Below are 21,409 nucleotides of genomic sequence, written 5' to 3' on the forward strand. Positions count from 1 at the left end.
TTAAATGTTAAATAAGCTTCTTCTTTTGCTTAGTTTTTCAATTTTATCTGCAAAAACCGACTGGTTTATTACAAATTTTGAATACGGGAAAATGCTTTACAATAATCCAAGGGGAATAAGCTGTGCCAAATGCCACGGAGAAAAAGGAGAAGGCAAAATAGTTACATATTTTTATAAAAACGGATTAAAAACTTATATCAAAGCACCTAACATTCAAAATATTAATTTAATTACATTAAAAAAAGCTCTGTTTCACAAAAAGCTTACTGTTATGCCGAGATACAATTATCTGACAGAAGAAGAGATAGAGGGTATTTTACTTTATTTAAGGAGCAAAAAATGATTTTTAAAAATATAAAAGAGTTAGAAGAAATAGTAAATAGCAATAATATACAAAAAGCTTTGTCTTTAATAGGAAATAAAAAGCTAAAAACAAAAAAAACTAAAAGAAAAAGTGCATTGATGGTAAGCGGACATCAGGTTAAACACTTAAATAAAATAGACGAAATACCGGCGGATATTATTATATTGAATCTTGAAGACGGGGTGGCAAAAGAAAAAAAAGAGATAGCTAAAATAATGATAGCCGTATTTTTAAGTAACATCTCAACATTGGATAAAGAAATAATAATAAGAGTCAACGCCCTAAACGAAGGCGGAAGCGAAGATATTAAATTTTTAGACAGGTTCTCTTTTGACGGTTTTAGAATTCCTAAAATAAAAGGAATTGAAGATATTAACGACGCTTCTATTCTTACAAACAAAGAATTACACGCTTCAATCGAAACAAAAGAAGCGTTTCATAATTTAACAGATTTAATACATCCGAGATTAACCACATTTTATATAGGGATTTATGATTTATTGAATTCCTTAAATATAAATCATTCTATAATTGATTTAAACAATCCTTTAATTCATCATATTTTAAGTGAATTTTCTTTAAAATCAAGATTTATTGAAAAAACCCCAATAGGGTTTGTTTATCAAAAATACAAGGATTTGGAAGGATTTTCCAAATGGTGTCTGCTTCAAAAAAATTTAGGTTTTCAGGGAGTAGGATGCATTACACCATCTCAGGTGGAAATAGCAAACAATATTTTCAAAGAAGATTTGGAATTTGCTAAAATGATAGTTGAAAGATTTGAAAAAATCGGGCCTTTTACAATTAACGGGCTGTACGTGGACGAGCCTATTTATAAAAATTATTTGCAAATATTAAAAAAATAAATTATACCAATTGAAAATGGAAAATGAATAATGAAAATGATTAAAGCGTTAAAATAATGGTAGTTTTAGATACTTTTAAAGTAACTAATTAATTGAGAATTGGTATAAGTTATCATGAATAAGCAATTTAAGAATAAATTGGCCCCATCAAAAAAACTGTGTAAATCCTAATATAGATGTTGAGAGATGATAAAATAAAAAAATAAAAGTAAAGGATTTACACATGAGTATTTTAAACATTGAAGAATATAAAAGAAGATTAAAATCAGGAAATCCAGTGACAATTGAAGAGCTTGAAAATGAATTAAAAAATTTAATCAAAGAGATGATAGAAACAGCAACCCAAAGTGAAATGACAAACCATTTAGGTTATGAGAAAAATGAAAAATCTGATAATAGCAATTACAGAAATGGATACTCTACAAAGAATTTAAAATCTAAATATGGAGAAATTGAAGTAAATATTCCAAGGGACAGAAATTCAACATTTGAGCCTAAAATTGTAAAAAAAAGACAAAGACTTTTAGATGGGACGGAAGATTTAATTTTATCTTTATATGCAAAAGGATGAGTGTAAAAGATATTCAGCACCATCTTGATGATTTATACGGATATGAGCTTTCAACTGAAACCATATTAAATATTACTGAAAAAATCTTAGAAAAAGCTATTGAATGGCAGAATAGACCTTTGGAAAGTATTTATCCTATAATTTTTATGGATGCAACCGTATTAAAAATAAAGGTTGAGAGAAATATAAAAAATACAGCCTGTTATATAATGCTGGGAATCACTATAGAAGGTAAAAAAGATATTTTAGGTATATGGATAAGTGAAGAGAATGAAACTTCTAAATATTGGCTCTCAATACTTAATGAAATAAAAAACAGAGGTGTAGAAGATGTTTTAATATTTTCAATAGACGGACTAAACGGATTTAATGAAGCTATTAAAGCCGTATATCCAAAAGCTGAAATTCAAAGATGTGTAGTTCATCAGATAAGAAACTCTTTAAAATTTGTCTCTTACAAAGACAGGAAAAGAAATTGCAAAGGATTTAAAATCAGTATATCAAGCTGATACTGAGGATTTAGCCATTCAAAATCTTGAATATTTCAATGAAAAATGGGGCAAAAGATACCCTCATATTTATGATTTATGGAAAAGAAACTGGGATGAGCTTGCTACTTTTTTTAAGTATCCAAAAGAACTTAGAAAGCTTATTTATACAACAAATCCAATTGAATCTTTAAATTCTATCATAAAAAGGAAAACAAAATCTAAAGGCTCATTCCCTTCAAAAGAAGCAGCTTTTAAAGTCCTTTTTACTTCAACACAGGAGGTTATGCAAAAATGGAAAAACAGTAGGATTAGAAACTGGTCGGAAATTTATCCTCAACTTGTGATATATTTCCAAGATATTTTAGTAAAATATCTTTAAAGTTTTAGTCTTTGGTTTTTATTTACACAGTTAATTTGATGGGCTCGATATAGTCCAAAGATATCACAGAAAAAATATTCAATTGGATTAATCAGCGGTTTTTAAGGGCTTCTAAATAATCCCTGTATTTTTTTTCTATTTCCTCATCTTTTTCTATGATGTCCTTATTGTTGTTTGTAACGGCTTCTTCAAGTATTTTTATTCTGTCCATTAAATATTCGAACAGTTCTTTTTCAATATCGGGAAGTTTATTATGCGCAAGAGGTGAATAATCTTTTCTTTTGATAACCTTTCCTGGAATTCCCACAACTGTTGAATAAGGCGGCACATTATTTACCACAACAGAATTTGCACCGATTTTACTGCCTTTGCCTATGGTTATATTTCCGAGTATTTTAGCCCCGGCGCCTATTGTTACATCGTCTTCTATTGTGGGATGCCTTTTCCCTGGATTTAAACTGACTCCTCCAAGTGTTACGCCCTGATATATAGTTACATTATTTCCTATTATTGCAGTTTCACCTATCACTACCCCGATTCCATGGTCAATAAAAACATTTTCCCCTATACTGGCTCCCGGGTGTATATCTATATTTGTCAGAAACTGATTTATTGCCATAATAAACCTGGCACACCTTTTAAAACCTTTTTTATAAATGGAATTTGATATTCTATAGCAAACCAATGTCCAGACGCCAGGATATGCATAAAGCAGCTCCAGATTGTTTTTAAAAGCCGGGTCTCTTGTTTTAACGGCTAAAAAGTCTTTTTTTATTTTATTTAATATACCCACTGATTGCCTTTTTTATTCGAAAATATATCTCATCTACTGAACTTGAGGCATCCAACAGAAGATACGGAATTTCAAGTCTGTTGCATGTGTTAATAATATTATTTTGAATTCTTAATAGATAATCAATTCCTCTTTTTTCAATATTGTCATGTTTTTTAAGTGAAAGTCTGTATTTTAGTGTTTCCTTGTCCAGTTTTAATATAATTGTCAGATTTGGAAAAATTCCATCCGTTGCAAATTTGTTTAGATTGACAAGCAAGTCAAAATCGAAAAATTCCATTGCGTATGCAATACCGCTTATTGCACTTCTATCGGTTATTATTGTTTTATCAAGATTCGGTTTTATTACTGTTTGCATCGTTTCGCTTCTGTCTGCCAAAAATAAAAAAAGTTCCGATTTTTTAGATATTTTTTCTTTTAATATTATCTCTCTTAATTTTTTTCCAAATTCAGTGTATCCGGGCTCTTTTACAAACAAAAAATTTTTATATTCTTTTTTTAATAAATTTATTTGGGTGCTTTTGCCTGCGGTGTCGATTCCTTCAAACGCTATATACACTTTTAATGTCCTTTATAATTTCTTTTGGGACTAAATGTTCTATGCCTCCGTTATATTTTAAAATACTTCTTACCACACTTGAAGAGATGAATGCATTTTCGAGGTTTGGCATCAAATATATTGTATCTATTTCTTTGTCCAGTGTTTTATTGGCATAGCCCATTTGCAGTTCATATTCAAAATCACTTACCGCCCTTAGACCTCTTATAATTATTTTGGCATTTTCTTTTTTTGCAAAGTCCACCAAAAGGGACGAAAAACTCTTTACTTCAACTTTATTGAATTTTTCAGTGGCTTTTTTCATAAATTCAACTCTTTTTTTAAGATTAAACATCGTTTTTTTATCTTTGTTGTCGGCAACTGCAACTATAATTTTATCAAACATCCTGCAGGCTCTGTTTATTATATCTATATGACCGTTGGTTACAGGGTCAAATGTTCCCGGATATACAGCTTTTGTTTGCATCTTTTTCCTTTATTCTTTTTTACTTCTAATTATTTTCACCACTCACCACCCCGCCGCTTTGCAAGTGCGCGGACAGGCTTTCACTATTTTCACTATTACTCCCATTCCATCTTTTAAAAAGATTATGTTTAATGCCTGCCAAATCCAGCCATTTACCGATTAAAAAATTTTCCATCTCTTCCAATGTTTTTGGATTGTGATAATATCCTATTACCGGGGGTGCTATAAAAATATTGGATAATTTTGCAAGATTTGTCATATGTTCCAAGTGAATGGAACTAAAAGGCATTTCCCTTGGAGCTAAAATTAATTTTCTTTTTTCTTTTATTGCAACAAGGGCACTTCTTGTAATTAAATTATCCGCAATGCCGGCTGAAATTTTGGCAAGTGTGTTCATACTGCAAGGAACTATAAATGTTGTATCTATCTGAAAACTTCCGCTTGCCGGAGGGGCTGAGAGGTCAGTGTTAAAAAAAATATTTTCTTCATTTTCCAAAACCGTTTTTGCACTTTCACTTAATATTAAATATTTTTCATAAGTTTTTGGTATTAATTCAAACAGTTTAATTCCAAGACTTGCCCCGCTTGCCCCGCTGATGGCGACTAAAATTTTCATTGAATCTCCACTTCATATGATTTATTTAAAACACCTTCATAAATTTTATGATTTATTTCGACTTTTATTTTTTCACCAATGTTTGCATCGTTTAGCGCTGTGCCTTTGGAATATATTTCCACACCTATGCCTTTAAAAACCACATTTACATTGTCTCCTTGTAAAACAGCGGGCTTTATTCTTGTGTTTTCTTTGGTAATCACCGCATTTTTGGAAATAACTTTTGAAGCTATCAAATTTTTGTGTATTTTAAGCAGAGGAGGGGAATAAAAATGTCTGAAATCTATTTTTTCTTTTTTGACATAAGGTAAAACAGATTCGTTTTTTTTAATTACTTTTATGGTTTTATAAACTGTTAATTTTGCTTTTATCCGGTAAAAATAATATTTATTCTCTATAATTAAATTTCCGCTTGGAAATTTCGGGTTAATAAGTTTGAAAGAAATTTTTTTATATTTTTTGGGAAACGGTTTTTGAGTATAAATAGAAACAATTTCAATATTTGGATAATAGTGTTTATAAAACTTAACAAGTTCTTTTTTTACAGAAGCAAATAAAAAAATGGGTAAAAATAAAAAAAATAATTTAATTTTTAATTTTCCATTTTCCATTTTTCATTTTCCATTAAATTAAGGCTTCTTTTAACACTTCATCTATTGTTTTAACCGGAATAATTTCAAGACCGTTTAAAACTTCTTGTGGAATATCGTCCAAGTCTCTTTCATAATTTTTTTGCGGAATTAAAACTTTTTTAATTTTTGCTTTATATGCAGCTATTAATTTTTCTTTGAGACCTCCTATCGGCAAAACTTCCCCGCTTAATGTTATTTCCCCTGTCATTGCAATGTCTGAGTGAACTTTCCTGTTACTGAAAATGCTTGCAATTGCCGTGGTCATTGTGATTCCAGCACTAGGCCCGTCTTTTGGAATGGCACCTTCTGGGACGTGAATGTGAATGTTGTATTTGTAATAAATGGGTTCTCTGCTTTTTTGTGTTTCAATTTTTTTAGTATCAATTAAAACTTTTACAAGAGTATATGCAATTTGTGCGGATTCTTTCATAACGTCTCCGAGCTGCCCTGTAAGGCTTATTTGTCCTTTGCCTTTATATTTGACGGCTTCTATTCTCAACACATCCCCTCCTACTGGGGTCCATGCAAGTCCGTTTACAACCCCGATTCTATCTTTTTTGCAGACTTCTTCTATTCCGAAATAACCTTTATCAAGAAAATCTTTTAAATTTTTGATATTTACTCTTGCTTTTTTATCTTCTAAAACAAGTAAAGCGGCTTTTCTCATTATTTTAGCAATTATTCTTCTAAGGTTCCTTACACCCGCTTCTTTTGTATATTTGTCTATTATTTCTTTTAACGCTGCGTCTGAAATAGAAATTTCGCTTTTTTTAAGAGAATGTTTTTTCATCTCCTGAGGGATAAGATATCTTTTGGCAATTTGAAATTTTTCCTGCGGAGTATAACTTCCAACAAAAATCATCTCCATTCTGTCTTTTAAAGGAGCCGGTATGGTGTTTGGGTCGTTTGCCGTGGCTATAAATAAAATTTTGCTTAAATCAAGTTCAAAATTTAAATATAAATCTCTAAAATGTGCATTCTGTTCTGGGTCTAATACTTCCAAAAGCACTGCTGTTGGGTCACCTTTGAATCTTGAAATTTTATCTATTTCATCAAGTACCATTACAGGGTTTAACTGTTTTGCGTTAATAAGCCCTTGTGCAATACGCCCGGGCATTGCGCCGATGTATGTTCTTCTGTGGCCTCTTAGTTCATTTACGTCTTCAAGTCCTCCAAGAGCGATTCTTACGATTTTTCTCTCAAGAGAGCCGGCAATAGAATTGGCAAGAGAAGTTTTACCAACACCCGGAGGGCCCACAAAACATATTATTGCCCCGGAAAATTCCTCACCCCTTTTTTTGGCCAGCTCTTTTGCACCGAAGTATTCTATAATTCTTTCTTTCGGCTTTTTTAACCCGTAATGGTCTTTATTGAGCCTGTTTTTAAGTTCATCTATTGAAAATTCTTCTTTTGTATATTTTCCAAAAGGTATTTCAAGCGCCCATTCAATATAATTTTGTGTTGTTGTGGCTTCGGCGCTGTCGGGATGCATACGGGAGAGTCTGTTTAGCTGTTTTTTAATTTCTTTATATGCATCTTCTCGCATATATTTTTTGAGACTCTCAAGTTTTTCATAATATTCTTTTATTTCTTCTTCTATTTCATTTTTTATTCCGAGTTCTTTTTGAATTAATTTTAACTGTTGTCTTAATAAATGCTCCCTGTTTACTTCCTGAACCTGTTCCATTACTTTTTTGGAGAGTTCGTTTTTAATTTTTATTGATTCTATTTCTTCCAAAATAAAATGAATAAGTTTTATAATTCTTTCTTTTGTATCAATTTCTTTGAATAATTCATAGCCTTTTTCCACCGGAAGTTTAAGAGAGCTTGCTATGATATCCACAACTCTGTTGGCATCTTTATTGTTTTCAATTATTTTTATAAAATCTTTTGGGAAAAAAGGATTTATTTCGCTTAGGGTTATTATATGCTCTTTTAATGTTTCAAGAAGCGCTTTTATCTCTTTTTCATCTTCAGCTATCGGTTTAACTTTGTCTATTAGAGCCATTGTCGGATTTTTGTCTTCTATTTCAATAATTTTACCTCTGCTGAGTCCCTGAAAAAGAATTTTTATTTTTCCCTCAGGCAGGGTAACTTTTCTGATAATTGTACCTATTGTACCGTATGTGCCTATATTGTCGTTAATTGATACAAAAATCAGGGAATGGTCGTTTATCGCTTTTTGTATGGCTAAAACATCCTCTTTCTTTTCAAGAAAAATAGGAATTATCATAAACGGATATATTAATTCCTTTTCTGTCAAAACGGGTAAAACGCTTGGAAGTTTTTCGTAATTTTCTAATGTCATAATCCACCTTTACCAATAAAATATTTTTTTATACCATGGAACAGAAGGTTCTTTTGAATTTTTTGGAATATCTGTTTTAAATTTGTCTGCAGCTTTAGGTTTATTTAATTTTTTATACAGGTTATATATTCTAACATCTAAATAATTTTTTGTCAATTCAGCTTTGGCTAAAATTGTGTTTACTTCATATTTAAATTCGGAATTTGGGTAATTTTTTAAATAATTTTTACATTCGGTAATCAGATTTAAGAGTTCTTTTTGATTTGTAAAAGGATTATTATATTTGAGGAAATCGAATTTTATTTTTTGATATTCAATCCATGGAATTTCAGCCAAAGAGGCATATCTTTTTTCATATTCGTCAAGATAAAATTTTCCAACTTCAAATTCTCCGGTGTTTGCATGGGCAAAAGCCAAAATAAGTATATCTGTTTTTATATATGGAGATGCCGGATGCTCTGCTTCCAGAGAGAGAAAATCATCATCAGCCTGGTCAAGATTGTTTGCTTTTACATCTTTTGATATTTTATTGTGCCACGTAAGAGCCGTTAAGTTTTCATAATGTACAACATTTTTGTTAGAACAGCCCAAAAACACAAAAGGGATAATAAAAAGGATTTTTTTAAACATTTAATTTCCTTAATTCTTCTTCAATTTTTTCTAATTTTTCTTTAAGTTCATTTAATTCGTTTTTATTTTTTTCAATTACTTCTTTCGGCGCTTTTTCAATGAAATTTTTATTTGAGAGTTTCTTTTCAAGCTTTGTTATTTCTTTATTTAATTTTTCTTTTTGTTTGTTGAGTCTGTTTACAATAGGCGTTATGTCGATTTCTTCTTTGCTTACCATTGTTTCAAGGTTGTCGCTTATATCCCTTATGGCATTTTCAATCGGTTTATCAACGAATTCAACTTCGTCTATTTTTGCAAGTTTTTTAATGTATTTTTTTGCCATTTCGGGTAAATTTGCCAAGACATAAGCTTTTTTGAAATTACTTCCGGTTAAAGCTTTTATTCTTCTGAGGCTTACAATCGCTTCAATAATCATATCAAAATCCGCCGGTTTTTCTGTTTTTAGTGGTTTTGGATATGTTTTTAGCATAATTGTGTTTTCTTTTATATTAGTGCCGCTTAATTCCTGGTATAAAAATTCAGTAATAAAAGGCATAAAAGGATGAAGCAGTTTCATTGATTCTTTGAATATTGAGCCAAGTTCGGCAATCGAATCTTTAGAAACTTTGCCAAGCTCAATTCCCCAGTCGCAAAAATCCTGCCATAAATATCTGTAAAGAGTCATTGCCGCATCGTTAAATCTGTATTCATCAAGTTCAGCTCTTACGTTTTTAATGGCTCTATTTAATTTATAAAGCATCCATTTACCGAGGTCTGTTTTAATCTCCTGATTTTTTAAATCATTAAATTTTTCCTTATGCATTTTTAAAAATCTTGCGGCGTTATATAATTTATTGGTAAAGTTTCTTGATTCAAGCATTTTGGCTTCTGAGAGTTTTATATCTCTTCCCTGAACGGCAAGTATTGCAAGGGTGAATCTCATAATGTCGGCCGAATATTTATCTATCATTTCAAGCGGGTCTATTACGTTTCCTTTTGATTTGCTCATTTTCTGGCCGTGTTCGTCTCTTACCAGGGCATGTAAATAAACATCCCTAAAAGGCACTTCTTTTAAGAAATGAACACCCATCATCATCATTCTTGCAACCCAGAAAAATAAAATATCAAAGCCTGTTATTAGAAGATTGTTTGGATAAAATCTTTTTAAATCAACTTCTTTCCATTTGGTCCCTTTCCCCCATTCACCGTTTTCCCATCCAAGCGTAGAAAAAGGCCAAAGGGCGGAGCTAAACCATGTATCAAGAACATCAGGGTCCTGATGGAAATTTTTTGAGCGGCATTTAGGGCACTCTTTCGGCTCTTCCACGCTTGCCCATTCATGTCCGCATTCATCACAGTAATAAACGGGAATTTGATGCCCCCACCATAGTTGGCGTGAAATACACCAGTCCCTAAGCTCTCTCATCCATGCATCGTAATTGTTTTTCCATTGTGCTGGATGAAATTTTACTTCGCCTTTGTTGGCGGCTTCGATAGCCTCTTTTGCCACTTCTTTTTTCAAAAACCACTGGGTTGAAACATAGGGTTCTATTACGCTTTTGCATCTGTAACAGTGGCCTACCTGATGAATATGTTTTTCTTTTTTTTCAATAAATCCTTTGCTTTCAAGTTTTTCAACTACTTTACTTCTTGCTTCCAGTCTGTCAAGTCCGGCAAATTCTCCGGCGTTTTCGTTTAAAATACCTTTTTCATCAAATACTTTTATTATAGGAAGATTGTGTCTAAGCCCCACTTCATAGTCGTTTGGGTCATGAGCAGGTGTTACTTTTACCGCACCGGTTCCAAATTCCATGTCAACATAGCTATCCGCAATAATCGGAATTTCCCTGTTTATCAGAGGAAGTCTTACTTTTTTACCTATTAAATGTTTATATCTTTCATCTTCCGGATTTACCATAACAGCAGTATCCCCAAAGTATGTTTCAGGTCTTGTGGTGGCAACTACTATATATTCATCGCTATTTACGATTGGATATTTAATATAAACAAGCTCGCCTTCGTGTGTTTCATATTCCACTTCAATATCACTTAGTGCCCCGTCTTTTGGACACCAGTTTACCATATAATTGCCTTTTACAATGAGCCCCTCATCATAAAGTTTTTTAAAAGCAACCCTTACAGCTCTTTGTAGACCTTCATCCATTGTAAATCTTTCCCTGGACCAGGCAGGGCTTGCCCCCAGGCGTCTAAGCTGGGTTGTAATAGTGCCGCCGCTAAACTCTTTCCATTTCCATACTCTTTTTAAAAATTCGGCCCTTCCTATTTCTTCTTTTGTTTTACCTTCCGCCAAAATCTGTTTTTCCACAACATTTTGGGTGGCAATTCCGGCATGGTCTGTTCCCGGTTGCCAAAGTGTGGCATATCCGTCCATTCTTTTATATCTTACAATGATATCCTGAAGGGTAAAGGTTAATGCATGGCCTATATGAAGACTTCCGGTGACATTGGGAGGGGGCATCATAATGCAAAAATTTTTTTCTTTTTTATAATCTACTTCAAAAAAACCTTCCGTCTCCCATGTTTCATATGTGTTTTTTTCATATTCATGAGGGTTGTATTCTCTCAATGCTGTTCCTTTTTTGCGAAATTATAACACAAATTTATCAATGGATAATGGAAAATGAGCGAAAATGAGCAAAGCGAATTAACTAACCTGGCTGCTTGAAAAACGGCCATGGTGGATAATGGAAAAAAGTTTTTCATTTTTAAAAATTTAGGTATAATTATTGCTGTAAATGCAAAAAAAGGATATTGATGGAATATAAAGTTGCTTTGCCTGTTCTTGGATTTGAAAATATAGATAAATTTGAATTGGAAGAGATTGAACCCAATTTTTTTAAACTTCAAAACGGAAATATCTCTTTTACATTAATCAATCCCGCTGTTTTAAGAGAGGATTATTTTTTTGAAATAGACGAAGATGCCCAAAAAAAGCTCAAATTAAATGAAAACAGTAATTATTTTGTTTTAAACATTATGATAATAAATAAACCGTTTGTAGATTCGACAATTAATTTCGCCGCTCCTGTTATTTTTAACAATGATGAGAAAATTATGGGACAGGTGATTTTAGATAAATATCCTTATTCTCTGAGCGATCCTCTTAGAAATTACATAAAGGAAAAGAAGTGATTTATATACTCGGCTATGGGGCAATGGCCAGGGCTATTGCAACGGGAATGAGAGGAAAAGAAAAATTTGCAGTTGTGGGCAGAAATGAAGATAAATTAAAAAATTTTTCAAAAGAATTTGAATGTGAATATTTTTTATTAGACGGTTTTGATATAACTGATAGAGAAATAATTTTAGCCGTTAAGCCTTATGCGCTTGCTGAGGTTTCTATGAGAATAAAAGGTGAAGCAAAAACTCTTTATTCTATTTTAGCCGGTAAAAGTTTAACAGAACTTCAAAAATATATTAAAGCAAAAGCGTATATAAGAGCAATGCCAAATATAGCAGCAGCCTACGGGTCATCCACTACTGCTGTAACTGGGAATATTGATGTAAAAAAAAGAGCGGAGGAATTGTTTTCTTATATAGGGGATGTCGTTTGGCTTGAAAATGATGATGAAATAGATAAAGCAACAGCTATTATCGGAAGCGGTCCTGCATTTTTGGCTATAATAGCGGAAGCGATAAGTGACGGTGGCGTTTATATAGGTTTTAAAAGAGATGTCGCAAACAAGCTTGTTAAAGGACTTTTTAAAAGTTTCAGCACAATTAATTTGCCTTTTAGCGAAACAAAAGACAAAGTAATGTCTCCAAAAGGTACAACGGCAGAAGGTGTCTTGGAAATAGAAGATAATAAAATAAGAAGTACTATGATAAAGGTAGTAAAAAAAACTTATGAAAAATCAAAAAAATTATAAAGCGTTTTCATTATTTGAAATTGTAATTTCCATTGTGGTTTTAGGAATTATAGCGGCTACTTTTCCTTTAATCCTTGAAAGTGTTTTCAAAACTGCAAAAACGGTTACAAAAGAAGAAACGGTTTTAAATGAAATGAGTCTACTTACAATGATTTTGCCTTATTATTTTGATGAAAACAATACTTTAGGGGATAATTTTTATAAAGATTTGAATGCAAGCAATGGGGAAAGTGAGCTTTTAATAAATTTTAATTCTATATATACGGGCCCTGCAAGAAGAGGTAAAGCTGAATTTAATAATAATATATTCAGAAGTGGAAGCAGTTTGGGTGTCTCCGATATTGGTACAGATTCAGGGGAAAATAACATTTCCGCCTATGATGATATAGATGATTTTAATAATTTTTCGGAAATGATAAACGGTGTGAATTTAACAGTGCGTATTTATTATATCGAAGATAATGCCAGTTATAATGACCAAAATTTGTCTTTTTCATATAACTATAATAATATTGCAAATAAAACGAATATAAAACTTATAAAAATAACAAGTGACAATAATGTGACAATTTATTATCCAACATGCAACATAGGGGCGAGTAAATTTTTATCTTTAGAGGAAATAAGCAGATGAAAAAAGCATTTACATTAATAGAACTTACCATTGTAATAGTGATTTTGGGAATACTCGGAACAATCAGCGTTGAAATTCTTCAAAAACTTGCAAATAATTATGTTATGCAAAAAGAGATGAACAGGCTTGCTTATAAAACAGATTTAACCCTTAATATTATTGCATCCAAATTAAAAACAAGAATAAAAAACAGTGTAATTGCGAGTCATTGTAATGACAGTGGAATTCCAGACGGAGATTTTATCGCCGTTTCGCAGTTAACCCCGCAAAACAGCTGGAAATATCGGGTATTGGAATGGCTTAATTATTCTGTTTATTCAAAAAGAGGGATGTGGAACGGTACTAAAATCCAGCCCGGCTGGAGCGGTTTTGTGGATTTAAAAGATACAAATTCCTCAAACGGAGGCGATGAATACAATATATCCACTCCCGACAGTAATTTTTCAATTGTTCAGCAAATAGACGGTAACTGGTTTCATACATGGGGAATTAACGGATATAATAATATTTTTAACAATAAACGGGATGTTTTAGTTTTCAGTGGAGCTGACGGAAGAGGGGATCTCAGTGATATAAACAATTCTTACGGCTGGTATGAACATAACGCGACAAGAGTTTTTGCCATAGGCAAATTAAGTGACACTGAATTAAATTTAAGTGCTGTTGATGAATCCAATTCAACAACGGTTTATGAAGGATATTATATAATTAATTCAGCGGAAGCGGTTGTTCCGGTAAAAAGCGGCAATGAATATAATCTTACACTCAGATTTAATTATTTTCCATGGCTTGATCAAAATTATACAGATGGGAATGTCTCAATTTTGGCCACTCATGTTACCAAATTTAAGTTTAAAGAAGAAAACGGCCTTTTGAGAATTTATGTATGTATTACATCTGCAAATAAAAATCTACGTGATTATAATTTAACAATATGTAAAGAAAAGGTTGTATTTTGAAAAAATCATTTTCCCTGCTAATTACCCTTGTTTTTGTAATAGTTGTTGCTATTATAGGTGTTATGAGTCTGGAATTTGCCGCTGCGACAAACAAACATACAGCCGAAGTCTCAATGGACAGCAGGGCGGAGCTTATGAGCAGGGCCGCAACAGAATATGCAATTATGGCAATGCAGGGGCATGATTATAACAATAACTGTTTAAAACATATCAGTTTAAGTGATACTTTTTTTGATGTAAATATAACATATCATTATTTTTTAACGGATTGTAATACAAGCAGTTGCAGTGGGTATTGTTCAAATATAAACACGGCCGATACGAATGGAAGTGCATTAATTTATGTAACAGTAACTTCAAAAAATCCTTCTTTTTACATAAGAAAAGTCAGATTTACACTTCAAAATCCATAAATTTGCTATAATTCCTAATCAATTTTAAATAAAAGGAGAATTATGAACGTAACAGTTGTTGGCAGAAATGTTGAATTAACAGAGGCTATGAAAGACCATATCAAAAAAGTAATAAATGAAATAGAAAAATACAATTTGGGGATTCTTCATTCGGTTGTAACAATAGAAAAAGACAAAAGAGATTTTTTTAATGCAGAAATAATAATGAATATACCTGAAAAAGGCACAGCGGTTGTCCATTTTAAAGATAAAGACATGTATGCCGCACTTGACAAGGCAAAAGACAAACTTGAAAAATTATTAAGAAGATATCATGATAAAATTAAAGATTATCGTAAAAAAGACAGATTGGAAGAAATAATAGTTGAAGAAAGTCAGGATGAAATTGTCGAGGTTCCTCTTGATGTGGAAAAACCTTTAAGTATAGATGAAGCTATTGAAGAATATAAAAAATCAGGCCTTTATTTTATGGTGTTTAGAGATAAAAACGGAGAAAAAAGAGTGATATACAGAAGAAAAGACGGAAAGCTTGGATTATATTAATTTGTTTGGTAAAATTTCAGCTTAAAAAAGGAGTATAAATGAAAAGAACATATCAGCCAAGTAAAATAAAAAGAAAAAGAACCCACGGTTTCAGAGCGAGACTTAAAACTAAAAACGGAAGAAAAGTACTTGCAAGAAGAAGAAGCAAAGGCAGAAAAAGATTAGCGGTTTAAGTTCTAAGGAAATAGAATATATTATAAAAAAAGGGAGAAAATTTTATTCTAAATATTTTGTTATATATTTTCTCCCGTCTGAAAGTTTGAGAGTGTCCCCGATTGTGTCTAAAAAAATTTCGAAAAAAGCGGTGGTTAGAAATAAAATAAAAAGAAGAATCAGGGTGTTGGCAAAAGATGAAAAAGGACTCTTTGCAATTATTGCAAAAGAAGATGTTTCACAAATAAATTTTAAAGAGCTTATATATGATTTTAAAAAAGCTATTAATAAAATCAATTGATTTGTATCAGTTGTTTATAAGTCCGATGCTTGGTAATAACTGCAGATATTATCCCAGTTGCTCAGAATATAGTAAGATTCAGTTTGAATTGAATAATCCCCTTAAAGCTTTTATTGTTTCTATTAAAAGAATTTTAACCTGTAATCAGCTTTTTAAAGGCGGAATCGATTATCCTGTAATTGAATTGAATCTAAAAAACATTAAATATAAAAAACTTCCTGTAAAATACTGGTTAATTCCTCTAAAAAAAAATAAATATTATGTGATAAAGGCAGAAGTATGAATAAACCCAATATGAAAAATATTATAATTGCAACATTGATTTCATTTATTTTTTTTGCTGTTTATGAATATTTTGTTATTGAACCGCAGGTTCAAAAACAGAGTGCACAACAGAACAAAAGTGTTAATATACACACAGTTACAAAAACAAAAATAAATAAAGTCAGTGAAAAAAACATAAAAATAATAGCAAAAATAATTGCTAAAAATTATGAAATCAAAATCGATTCACTCGGAAGAATCGCCTCTTTCAAATTGGAACAAAAAAAATTTTCAAAAAACGGTAAAAAGCTGGAACTTGTTTCAAATGTAAAACCTCTTGAGATAAGGTTTGATGATGCCAAAATAAATGAAGCTGCTTTTAAAACAGATTACATATCTGATAAAAAGTTAATTAAACTTAAAGACAAAGCAACAATAACTTTAACTCAAAAACTGCCTACTCTAACGGTAAAAAAAATAATTACGTTTTATAAAGACGGCCATTATGATTTAAAGATTGAGTTATCAAAAAATGTTGATTATTTTATCACCCCGGGAAGCAGGCCTTCAGCCGCAGTCGATAAACTGACGGTTCACGGTGCGTTAATCAAAAAAAGCGATGGTACGCTTGATATAATCAAAGACGGAGATGCTGAAAATAAAACATATGATAATGCAATTGTCATAGCGGGGTTTGACAGATATTACACAACTCTTTTCTTTTCAAAAAAACCTCTGAAAGCAATTGTTTATCCGAATAAAGAAAATAATCCCCTGATTTTTATAAACACAGATAAAAATATTGAATTAACCGGATATATTGGCCCAAAATATGTGGACACACTTACCGGAATTAATAAAGAACTTATTGATGTTGTTCAATACGGAGTGGGAACATTTTTTGCGAGAAATCTGTTTATATTGCTTGACTGGCTGCATAAAATAGTGATAAACTGGGGTATTGCCATTATTTTCCTTGTTATTATTGTGAGAATTGTTTTATTTCCTCTTACTTTTAAGGGAATGATAAGTATGTATAAACTTAAAGAACTTGCCCCTAAAATGAAAGAATTGCAACAAAAATATAAAAAAGACCCTCAAAAACTTCAACAACATATGATGAAACTTTATAAAGAGCATGGGGCAAACCCTTTAGGAGGGTGTTTGCCTTTAGTACTTCAAATACCTATTTTTTACGGTATTTACAAACTTCTTTTATATTCCATTGAATTAAAAGGGGCGTCATTTTTATGGATACATGATTTAAGTTCAATGGATCCTTATTTTATTTTGCCTGTTTTAATGGGGGTTAGTATGTATCTGCATCAAAGGCTGACACCTACCAATTTCCAGGATCCTATGCAGGAGAAAATATTTAAATTTCTGCCTCTTGTGTTTACTTTTATGATGGCAACATTTCCGGCAGGTTTGGTTCTTTATTGGACAACGAACAATATTCTTTCAATTTTGCAACAATATATAATAAATAAATTAATGGAGAAAAAAAGTGCGCATAGAAGCTAAAACTCTTGAAGAAGCCTATTTAAAGGCGAGTGAAACATTTAACTGCTCTGTTACCGAGCTTAATATAAAAATACTTCAGTATCCTTCGAAAGGTTTTTTGGGTTTTTTTTCCAAAACCGCTGTAATTGAGGTGGAAGAACCTGAAAAAAATATAGAGGAGGTTATTGGAGAGATAAAAAAAAGTTTAATAAATTTATTTAATAATTCCTGTTTTAATATTGACACAATAGATGTTTATAAAATAAACGATGAAACAGTGGGAATAAAAATAGACGGTCCCGACGCTGCTTTGCTGATAGGTAAAGAAGGATATAGATATAACGCCTTAAATTATATGCTCTATAGCTGGATTAATCAAAAATACGGATTTAAAGTAAGACTTGAAATTGCAGAGTTTTTAAAAACACAAACCGAAATGCTTAAAAACTATTTAGCTCCTTTTATTGAAAAAGTAAAAATCAGAGGATACGGAAAAACCAAACCGTTTGACGGAATTTTGGCTTTTTTGGCGCTTGAAATATTAAGAAAAGAATTTCCTGAAAAATATGTCGCCCTCAAAGAAAGAAACAGGGAAAAATATATTGTAATAGGCGAAAGACATGAACACTATAGCGGCAATAGCAACTCCTAACGGGGTAGGCGCTATTTCGATACTCAGAATATCAGGAGAGGGGGCTTTAAGTATTGCTAAAAAACTGATAAAAAAAGAATTAACCCCCAGAATCGCCACCTTGGCAAAAGTATACGATTTAAAAAACAATCTCATAGATATAGCCCTTGTAATTTATTTTAAAGCCCCACATTCATTTACAGGGGAAGATGTAATTGAATTTCAATGCCACGGGGGATATGTGGTAAGCAGACTTATATTGGAAGAAGTTTTAAAAGCAGGTGCCAGATTGGCAAATCCGGGAGAATTTAGCAAAAGGGCTTTTTTAAACGGGAAAATTGATGCAACCCAGGCTGAAGCTATAGCCAAATTAATTGAAACAAGAAGTGTTGAGGGGGCGAGGGTTCTTTCACGTCAGTTAGAAGGCGAACTTAAAGAATTTGTGGAGGATATCAGAAACAGGCTTGTGGAAATTATGGCTTATTCTGAGGTGTTTATAGATTATGCCGAAGAGGATTTGCCTGAAAGTCTTGGAGGAGAGATTAGAAAAAAACTAAATGAAATAAAAAATGTTCTGGAAAAAACACTTGAAGCGAGCCAGAGACGCCAAGGTGTCATTAACGGATATAAAGTGTCAATTGTCGGTAAACCAAATGTAGGTAAAAGCTCTATTTTAAATGCTCTTTTAAATAAAAACAGGGCGATAGTAAGCTCCCTCGCAGGGACTACGCGCGATACAATTGAAGAAGATATACAAATAGGTTCACATTTAATTAAAATCATAGACACTGCCGGAATAAGGGTTGCCAAAGACGAAATAGAAAAAATAGGTGTTGAGAGGAGTAAAAAAGCAATTAACGAAAGCGATATTATTTTGGGTGTTTTTGAAGCCAATAATTTCAATAAAGAAGATGAAAAAATATTTGATTTAATTAAAAATTCAAAAAAAGAGGCTATTATAGTGATAAACAAAGTTGATCTGGGTATAAATATAGATTTAAACAGGTTTAAAAACTTTGAAATTGTAAAAATTTCAGCAAAAAAAGATATAAATGAATTAATTGAAGCCATAAAAAAACTTTTGGACAATAAAGAGGGTGAAAATGAGCATATACTCACATCTTTAAGGCAAATTGAAATGATAAAAAAATCACTCAAAGCAATAAATGAAGCGGAAGAATTTTTAGATACCGGCGAACTTGAGCTTTTCAGTTATAATATCCAGGATGCCATAAAAGCTGTAAGTGAAATAACAAGACCTTTTGAATATGACGAAATGCTTGATAAAATGTTTGGAAGTTTTTGTGTCGGAAAATAAATCAAAGGAGAAAAAATGACAATAATTGAACTTAAAAAAATGATGATTAAAGCAAAAAAAGAAGATAAAACAAAAGCCAATGCATTAATGATGCTTGTAGACACTGCCCAAAAACTTGCATAATGAAAAAATGAAGAGATAAGTGAAAAACATATAATTGAAGCTGCCAGGAAACTTGCCAAAATGGCAAAAGAAAGTATCGATGCAGGAATGGAAGAAGCCAAAAAAGAACTTTCAATATACGAGGAATTTTTGCCTAAAATGTTAAGTGAAGAAGAGAGCAAAAAAATTATAGAAGAAATTATTAATGAAATAGGCGGAAAAAATATAGGCGAAATTATGAAAAGATTAAAACAAAGAGGGGATATAGATTTAGGCTTAGCCAATAAAATCATCAAATCTATTTAATAGGTATAGGTTTATTTATATCCTCTTCCAATTTTTCATGCTGACGTTTTAATTTTGAAAAATATTCTGAAACAGGTGTAAAGTAAGAGCTGAGTTTGTTTATGGCGCTTTGTGCTCCGTAAACCAAAACTTCATCGTTTTCTTTTAAACATTCTATTTCGCTTGGATGATACCACTCACCGTTTCTGAATATATATAAAACCCTTAAATCTTTAAATTTTTTAATATATCCTTCTTTTTTTAGTTCTGCATTTTTGTTTATTTTTCCAAAAAACAGATATTTGTTGTTTGGGAGTTTTATAGGAGCTCCGCTTTCAAGCAGTTCAACAATTTCTTCTTTTTCAATTTCAGAAGGATTTAGCTGTAATAAGTCCTGATAGCAAAACAGTATATTTTTTAATGTTTTTATTTGATAAAAAATAGAATAATTTTTATTTAATAACTGTGCTTCATACAAGCTTATGTATTTTACATTAAATACAGAACATATTAATTTATGTGTAATAGAAGAAAAAAATACTGCTAAAATAGTAGCAGGCAACAGTGAATATCCACCAGCCATTTCAACCACTATTACTATTGCGGCAAGTGGTGTTCTTGCCGCCGCTCCAAAAACAGCCGCCATTGCAATAACACTGAAAATTGCACTTGTATTGTGAAAAATTATGGCCAGGAATGTTCCAAGTGTAGCACCTATAAATAATGTAGGTGCAAATACACCACCGGAACCGCCGGAACCGATAGTTAAGGAAAAAGCCAATATTTTACCAGCAAATAATATTATTAAAATTTTTTCAGTAAAATTTCCGTTTATCGCCTGTTGAATCCATCCATATCCACCCCCTAAAACCTGGGGTATGTAAATTCCTATTACTCCTACAAATAATGCTCCGAGCGCAGGTTTAAAATGAGGTTTTATAGGTAAGTTTCTAAAAAAATCTCTTGTATAATAAAATATATTCGGCAGTATTACCGATACTATTCCGCTTATAATTCCAAGAAGAATAATTTCTATATAGGTTTTAATATCCGTTATCTGCAAATTGGAAGGCATTGTGAAAATAGGCTGCCATCCGAAAATATAACCGGAAAATATATAAGCTATTAAAGGCCCGAAAAAAACAAACAACAGTTCTCTTGTTTCATATTCCAGTTCGCTGTAAAGAACTTCTATTGAAAATATTGCCGTTCCCATAGGAGCTTTAAATACTGCAGAAAGTCCCGCAGCCATTCCAATAATCGCAAAAAGTCTTCTTTTTTCAATAGAAGCATGTCTAATATTGGCATAAATGGAACCTATACCCGCGCTAAAAAGTGCTGTAGGACCTTCTCTTCCGGCTGCTCCACCTGTTCCTATGGTTATAGCTGAGGCGATAATTTTAATAGGTGTTACAATAGGCCGCAAATATCCACCAGCCCTATGGTAAGCTCTGATAACAGTGTCTGTTCCATGTCCTTCTGCTTCGGGTGCAAATGTGTAGACTAAAAATCCTGAAATCAATCCCCCTGTTACAATTACAATAATCAAATTTACAGGACTAAAAGGATGATTAATATGCGAGCTGATTATATTTATGGTGTCTGCGGGAATATAACCGGCAATATAACCCAGTGTAAATTTGCTTATTAAATCCAGTAAAAAAATAAATATACTTGCGCAAATTGTCCCTATAAGCCCTATAACAAAGGTGTCTAAAAGTAAAATTAAATATTTTTTAATTTGATTTTGAGTATTCAT

General features: G+C 31.9%; 24 protein-coding genes and 1 pseudogene. 16 read left to right on the plus strand and 9 right to left on the minus strand.

All coding sequences use genetic code 11. From position 1 onward, the window contains the following. Positions 1 to 4: 4 nt before the first annotated feature. The 3 genes and pseudogenes from DZ67_RS0107545 (at position 5) to DZ67_RS11320 (ending at position 2,671) form a co-directional block, all read left to right on the plus strand. On the plus strand, positions 5 to 343 hold the full coding sequence (locus tag DZ67_RS0107545) for a c-type cytochrome (protein ID WP_024788039.1): 339 nt from the start codon (positions 5 to 7) through the stop codon (positions 341 to 343). After that, the gene (locus DZ67_RS0107550) at positions 340 to 1,230 is read left to right on the plus strand and encodes an HpcH/HpaI aldolase/citrate lyase family protein (protein ID WP_024790958.1); all 891 of its coding nucleotides are present in this window, start codon (positions 340 to 342) and stop codon (positions 1,228 to 1,230) included. The genes DZ67_RS0107545 and DZ67_RS0107550 overlap by 4 nt, the downstream gene beginning before the upstream one ends. Before the next feature lie 223 nt (positions 1,231 to 1,453). After that, positions 1,454 to 2,671, plus strand: a pseudogene (locus tag DZ67_RS11320) (IS256 family transposase). Positions 2,672 to 2,762: 91 nt separating this feature from the next. Here the strand turns inward: DZ67_RS11320 and cysE are convergent. From cysE to DZ67_RS0107595, 8 genes are read right to left on the minus strand one after another with little or no spacing between them, the layout of a single operon-like run. Further along, positions 2,763 to 3,464 (minus strand): serine O-acetyltransferase, encoded by a 702-nt coding sequence (gene cysE / locus DZ67_RS0107560; protein ID WP_024788040.1) that lies wholly within the window; start codon positions 3,462 to 3,464, stop codon positions 2,763 to 2,765. Continuing rightward, on the minus strand, positions 3,448 to 4,023 hold the full coding sequence (gene tmk / locus DZ67_RS0107565) for a dTMP kinase (RefSeq protein ID WP_024788041.1): 576 nt from the start codon (positions 4,021 to 4,023) through the stop codon (positions 3,448 to 3,450). The genes cysE and tmk overlap by 17 nt, the downstream gene beginning before the upstream one ends. Beyond that, entirely contained in the window at positions 4,007 to 4,489 is a 483-nt protein-coding gene (gene coaD / locus DZ67_RS0107570; RefSeq protein ID WP_024790159.1) for a pantetheine-phosphate adenylyltransferase, read from the minus strand. Before coaD ends, tmk begins: the two co-directional genes overlap by 17 nt. A gap of 25 nt (positions 4,490 to 4,514) precedes the next feature. After that, positions 4,515 to 5,105 (minus strand): UbiX family flavin prenyltransferase, encoded by a 591-nt coding sequence (locus DZ67_RS0107575; RefSeq protein ID WP_024788043.1) that lies wholly within the window; start codon positions 5,103 to 5,105, stop codon positions 4,515 to 4,517. Then, a complete protein-coding gene (gene flgA, locus DZ67_RS0107580) occupies positions 5,102 to 5,716 on the minus strand; it encodes a flagellar basal body P-ring formation chaperone FlgA (RefSeq protein WP_024790959.1) in 615 nt (204 codons plus the stop codon). The genes DZ67_RS0107575 and flgA overlap by 4 nt, the downstream gene beginning before the upstream one ends. 13 nt (positions 5,717 to 5,729) lie before the next feature. Continuing rightward, the gene (gene lon, locus DZ67_RS0107585) at positions 5,730 to 8,045 is read right to left on the minus strand and encodes an endopeptidase La (protein WP_024791499.1); all 2,316 of its coding nucleotides are present in this window, start codon (positions 8,043 to 8,045) and stop codon (positions 5,730 to 5,732) included. Between the two features lie 9 nt (positions 8,046 to 8,054). Continuing rightward, entirely contained in the window at positions 8,055 to 8,675 is a 621-nt protein-coding gene (gene bamD, locus DZ67_RS0107590) for an outer membrane protein assembly factor BamD (protein WP_024788045.1), read from the minus strand. Continuing rightward, positions 8,668 to 11,241 (minus strand): valine--tRNA ligase, encoded by a 2,574-nt coding sequence (locus tag DZ67_RS0107595; RefSeq protein WP_024788046.1) that lies wholly within the window; start codon positions 11,239 to 11,241, stop codon positions 8,668 to 8,670. Before DZ67_RS0107595 ends, bamD begins: the two co-directional genes overlap by 8 nt. A 188-nt stretch (positions 11,242 to 11,429) precedes the next feature. On the opposite strand from DZ67_RS0107595, the gene fliW reads away from it, so the two are divergent. From fliW to DZ67_RS10955, 13 genes are all read left to right on the plus strand, one after another. Next, positions 11,430 to 11,807: a flagellar assembly protein FliW gene (gene fliW / locus DZ67_RS0107605; protein WP_024788047.1), complete on the plus strand. Its 378-nt coding sequence runs from the start codon at positions 11,430 to 11,432 to the stop codon at positions 11,805 to 11,807. Beyond that, the gene (gene proC / locus DZ67_RS0107610; protein ID WP_024788048.1) at positions 11,804 to 12,544 is read left to right on the plus strand and encodes a pyrroline-5-carboxylate reductase; all 741 of its coding nucleotides are present in this window, start codon (positions 11,804 to 11,806) and stop codon (positions 12,542 to 12,544) included. The genes fliW and proC overlap by 4 nt, the downstream gene beginning before the upstream one ends. Continuing rightward, the gene (locus DZ67_RS0107615) at positions 12,522 to 13,178 is read left to right on the plus strand and encodes a type II secretion system protein (RefSeq protein ID WP_024788049.1); all 657 of its coding nucleotides are present in this window, start codon (positions 12,522 to 12,524) and stop codon (positions 13,176 to 13,178) included. The genes proC and DZ67_RS0107615 overlap by 23 nt, the downstream gene beginning before the upstream one ends. Beyond that, entirely contained in the window at positions 13,175 to 14,137 is a 963-nt protein-coding gene (locus DZ67_RS0107620; RefSeq protein WP_024788050.1) for a type II secretion system protein, read from the plus strand. The genes DZ67_RS0107615 and DZ67_RS0107620 overlap by 4 nt, the downstream gene beginning before the upstream one ends. After that, positions 14,134 to 14,550 carry a hypothetical protein gene (locus tag DZ67_RS0107625; protein ID WP_024788051.1) on the plus strand — a complete coding sequence of 139 codons (417 nt, stop codon included), beginning with the start codon at positions 14,134 to 14,136 and terminating at the stop codon, positions 14,548 to 14,550. The genes DZ67_RS0107620 and DZ67_RS0107625 overlap by 4 nt, the downstream gene beginning before the upstream one ends. Positions 14,551 to 14,592: 42 nt before the next feature. Beyond that, the gene (gene hpf / locus DZ67_RS0107630; RefSeq protein WP_024788052.1) at positions 14,593 to 15,093 is read left to right on the plus strand and encodes a ribosome hibernation-promoting factor, HPF/YfiA family; all 501 of its coding nucleotides are present in this window, start codon (positions 14,593 to 14,595) and stop codon (positions 15,091 to 15,093) included. Positions 15,094 to 15,131: 38 nt separating this feature from the next. Further along, entirely contained in the window at positions 15,132 to 15,266 is a 135-nt protein-coding gene (rpmH, locus tag DZ67_RS0107635) for a 50S ribosomal protein L34 (protein WP_024788053.1), read from the plus strand. Between the two features lie 23 nt (positions 15,267 to 15,289). After that, entirely contained in the window at positions 15,290 to 15,547 is a 258-nt protein-coding gene (gene rnpA, locus DZ67_RS10455) for a ribonuclease P protein component (RefSeq protein WP_236617401.1), read from the plus strand. Beyond that, positions 15,513 to 15,830 carry a membrane protein insertion efficiency factor YidD gene (gene yidD, locus DZ67_RS0107645; protein ID WP_035003207.1) on the plus strand — a complete coding sequence of 106 codons (318 nt, stop codon included), beginning with the start codon at positions 15,513 to 15,515 and terminating at the stop codon, positions 15,828 to 15,830. The genes rnpA and yidD overlap by 35 nt, the downstream gene beginning before the upstream one ends. Then, a complete protein-coding gene (gene yidC, locus DZ67_RS0107650; protein WP_024788056.1) occupies positions 15,827 to 17,335 on the plus strand; it encodes a membrane protein insertase YidC in 1,509 nt (502 codons plus the stop codon). Before yidD ends, yidC begins: the two co-directional genes overlap by 4 nt. Beyond that, on the plus strand, positions 17,319 to 17,966 hold the full coding sequence (locus DZ67_RS0107655) for a Jag N-terminal domain-containing protein (RefSeq protein ID WP_024788057.1): 648 nt from the start codon (positions 17,319 to 17,321) through the stop codon (positions 17,964 to 17,966). Before yidC ends, DZ67_RS0107655 begins: the two co-directional genes overlap by 17 nt. Beyond that, positions 17,935 to 19,263 (plus strand): tRNA uridine-5-carboxymethylaminomethyl(34) synthesis GTPase MnmE, encoded by a 1,329-nt coding sequence (mnmE, locus tag DZ67_RS0107660; RefSeq protein WP_024788058.1) that lies wholly within the window; start codon positions 17,935 to 17,937, stop codon positions 19,261 to 19,263. The genes DZ67_RS0107655 and mnmE overlap by 32 nt, the downstream gene beginning before the upstream one ends. Positions 19,264 to 19,401: 138 nt before the next feature. Then, positions 19,402 to 19,671, plus strand: coding sequence for a GatB/YqeY domain-containing protein (locus DZ67_RS10955; protein WP_442911237.1), 270 nt, complete (start codon positions 19,402 to 19,404; stop codon positions 19,669 to 19,671). Here the strand turns inward: DZ67_RS10955 and DZ67_RS0107670 are convergent. Continuing rightward, entirely contained in the window at positions 19,664 to 21,409 is a 1,746-nt protein-coding gene (locus tag DZ67_RS0107670; protein WP_024788060.1) for a chloride channel protein, read from the minus strand. The genes DZ67_RS10955 and DZ67_RS0107670 overlap by 8 nt on opposite strands.

It is taken from the genome of Lebetimonas sp. JS138, assembly GCF_000523335.1.
GTDB lineage: Bacteria > Campylobacterota > Campylobacteria > Campylobacterales > Nautiliaceae > Lebetimonas.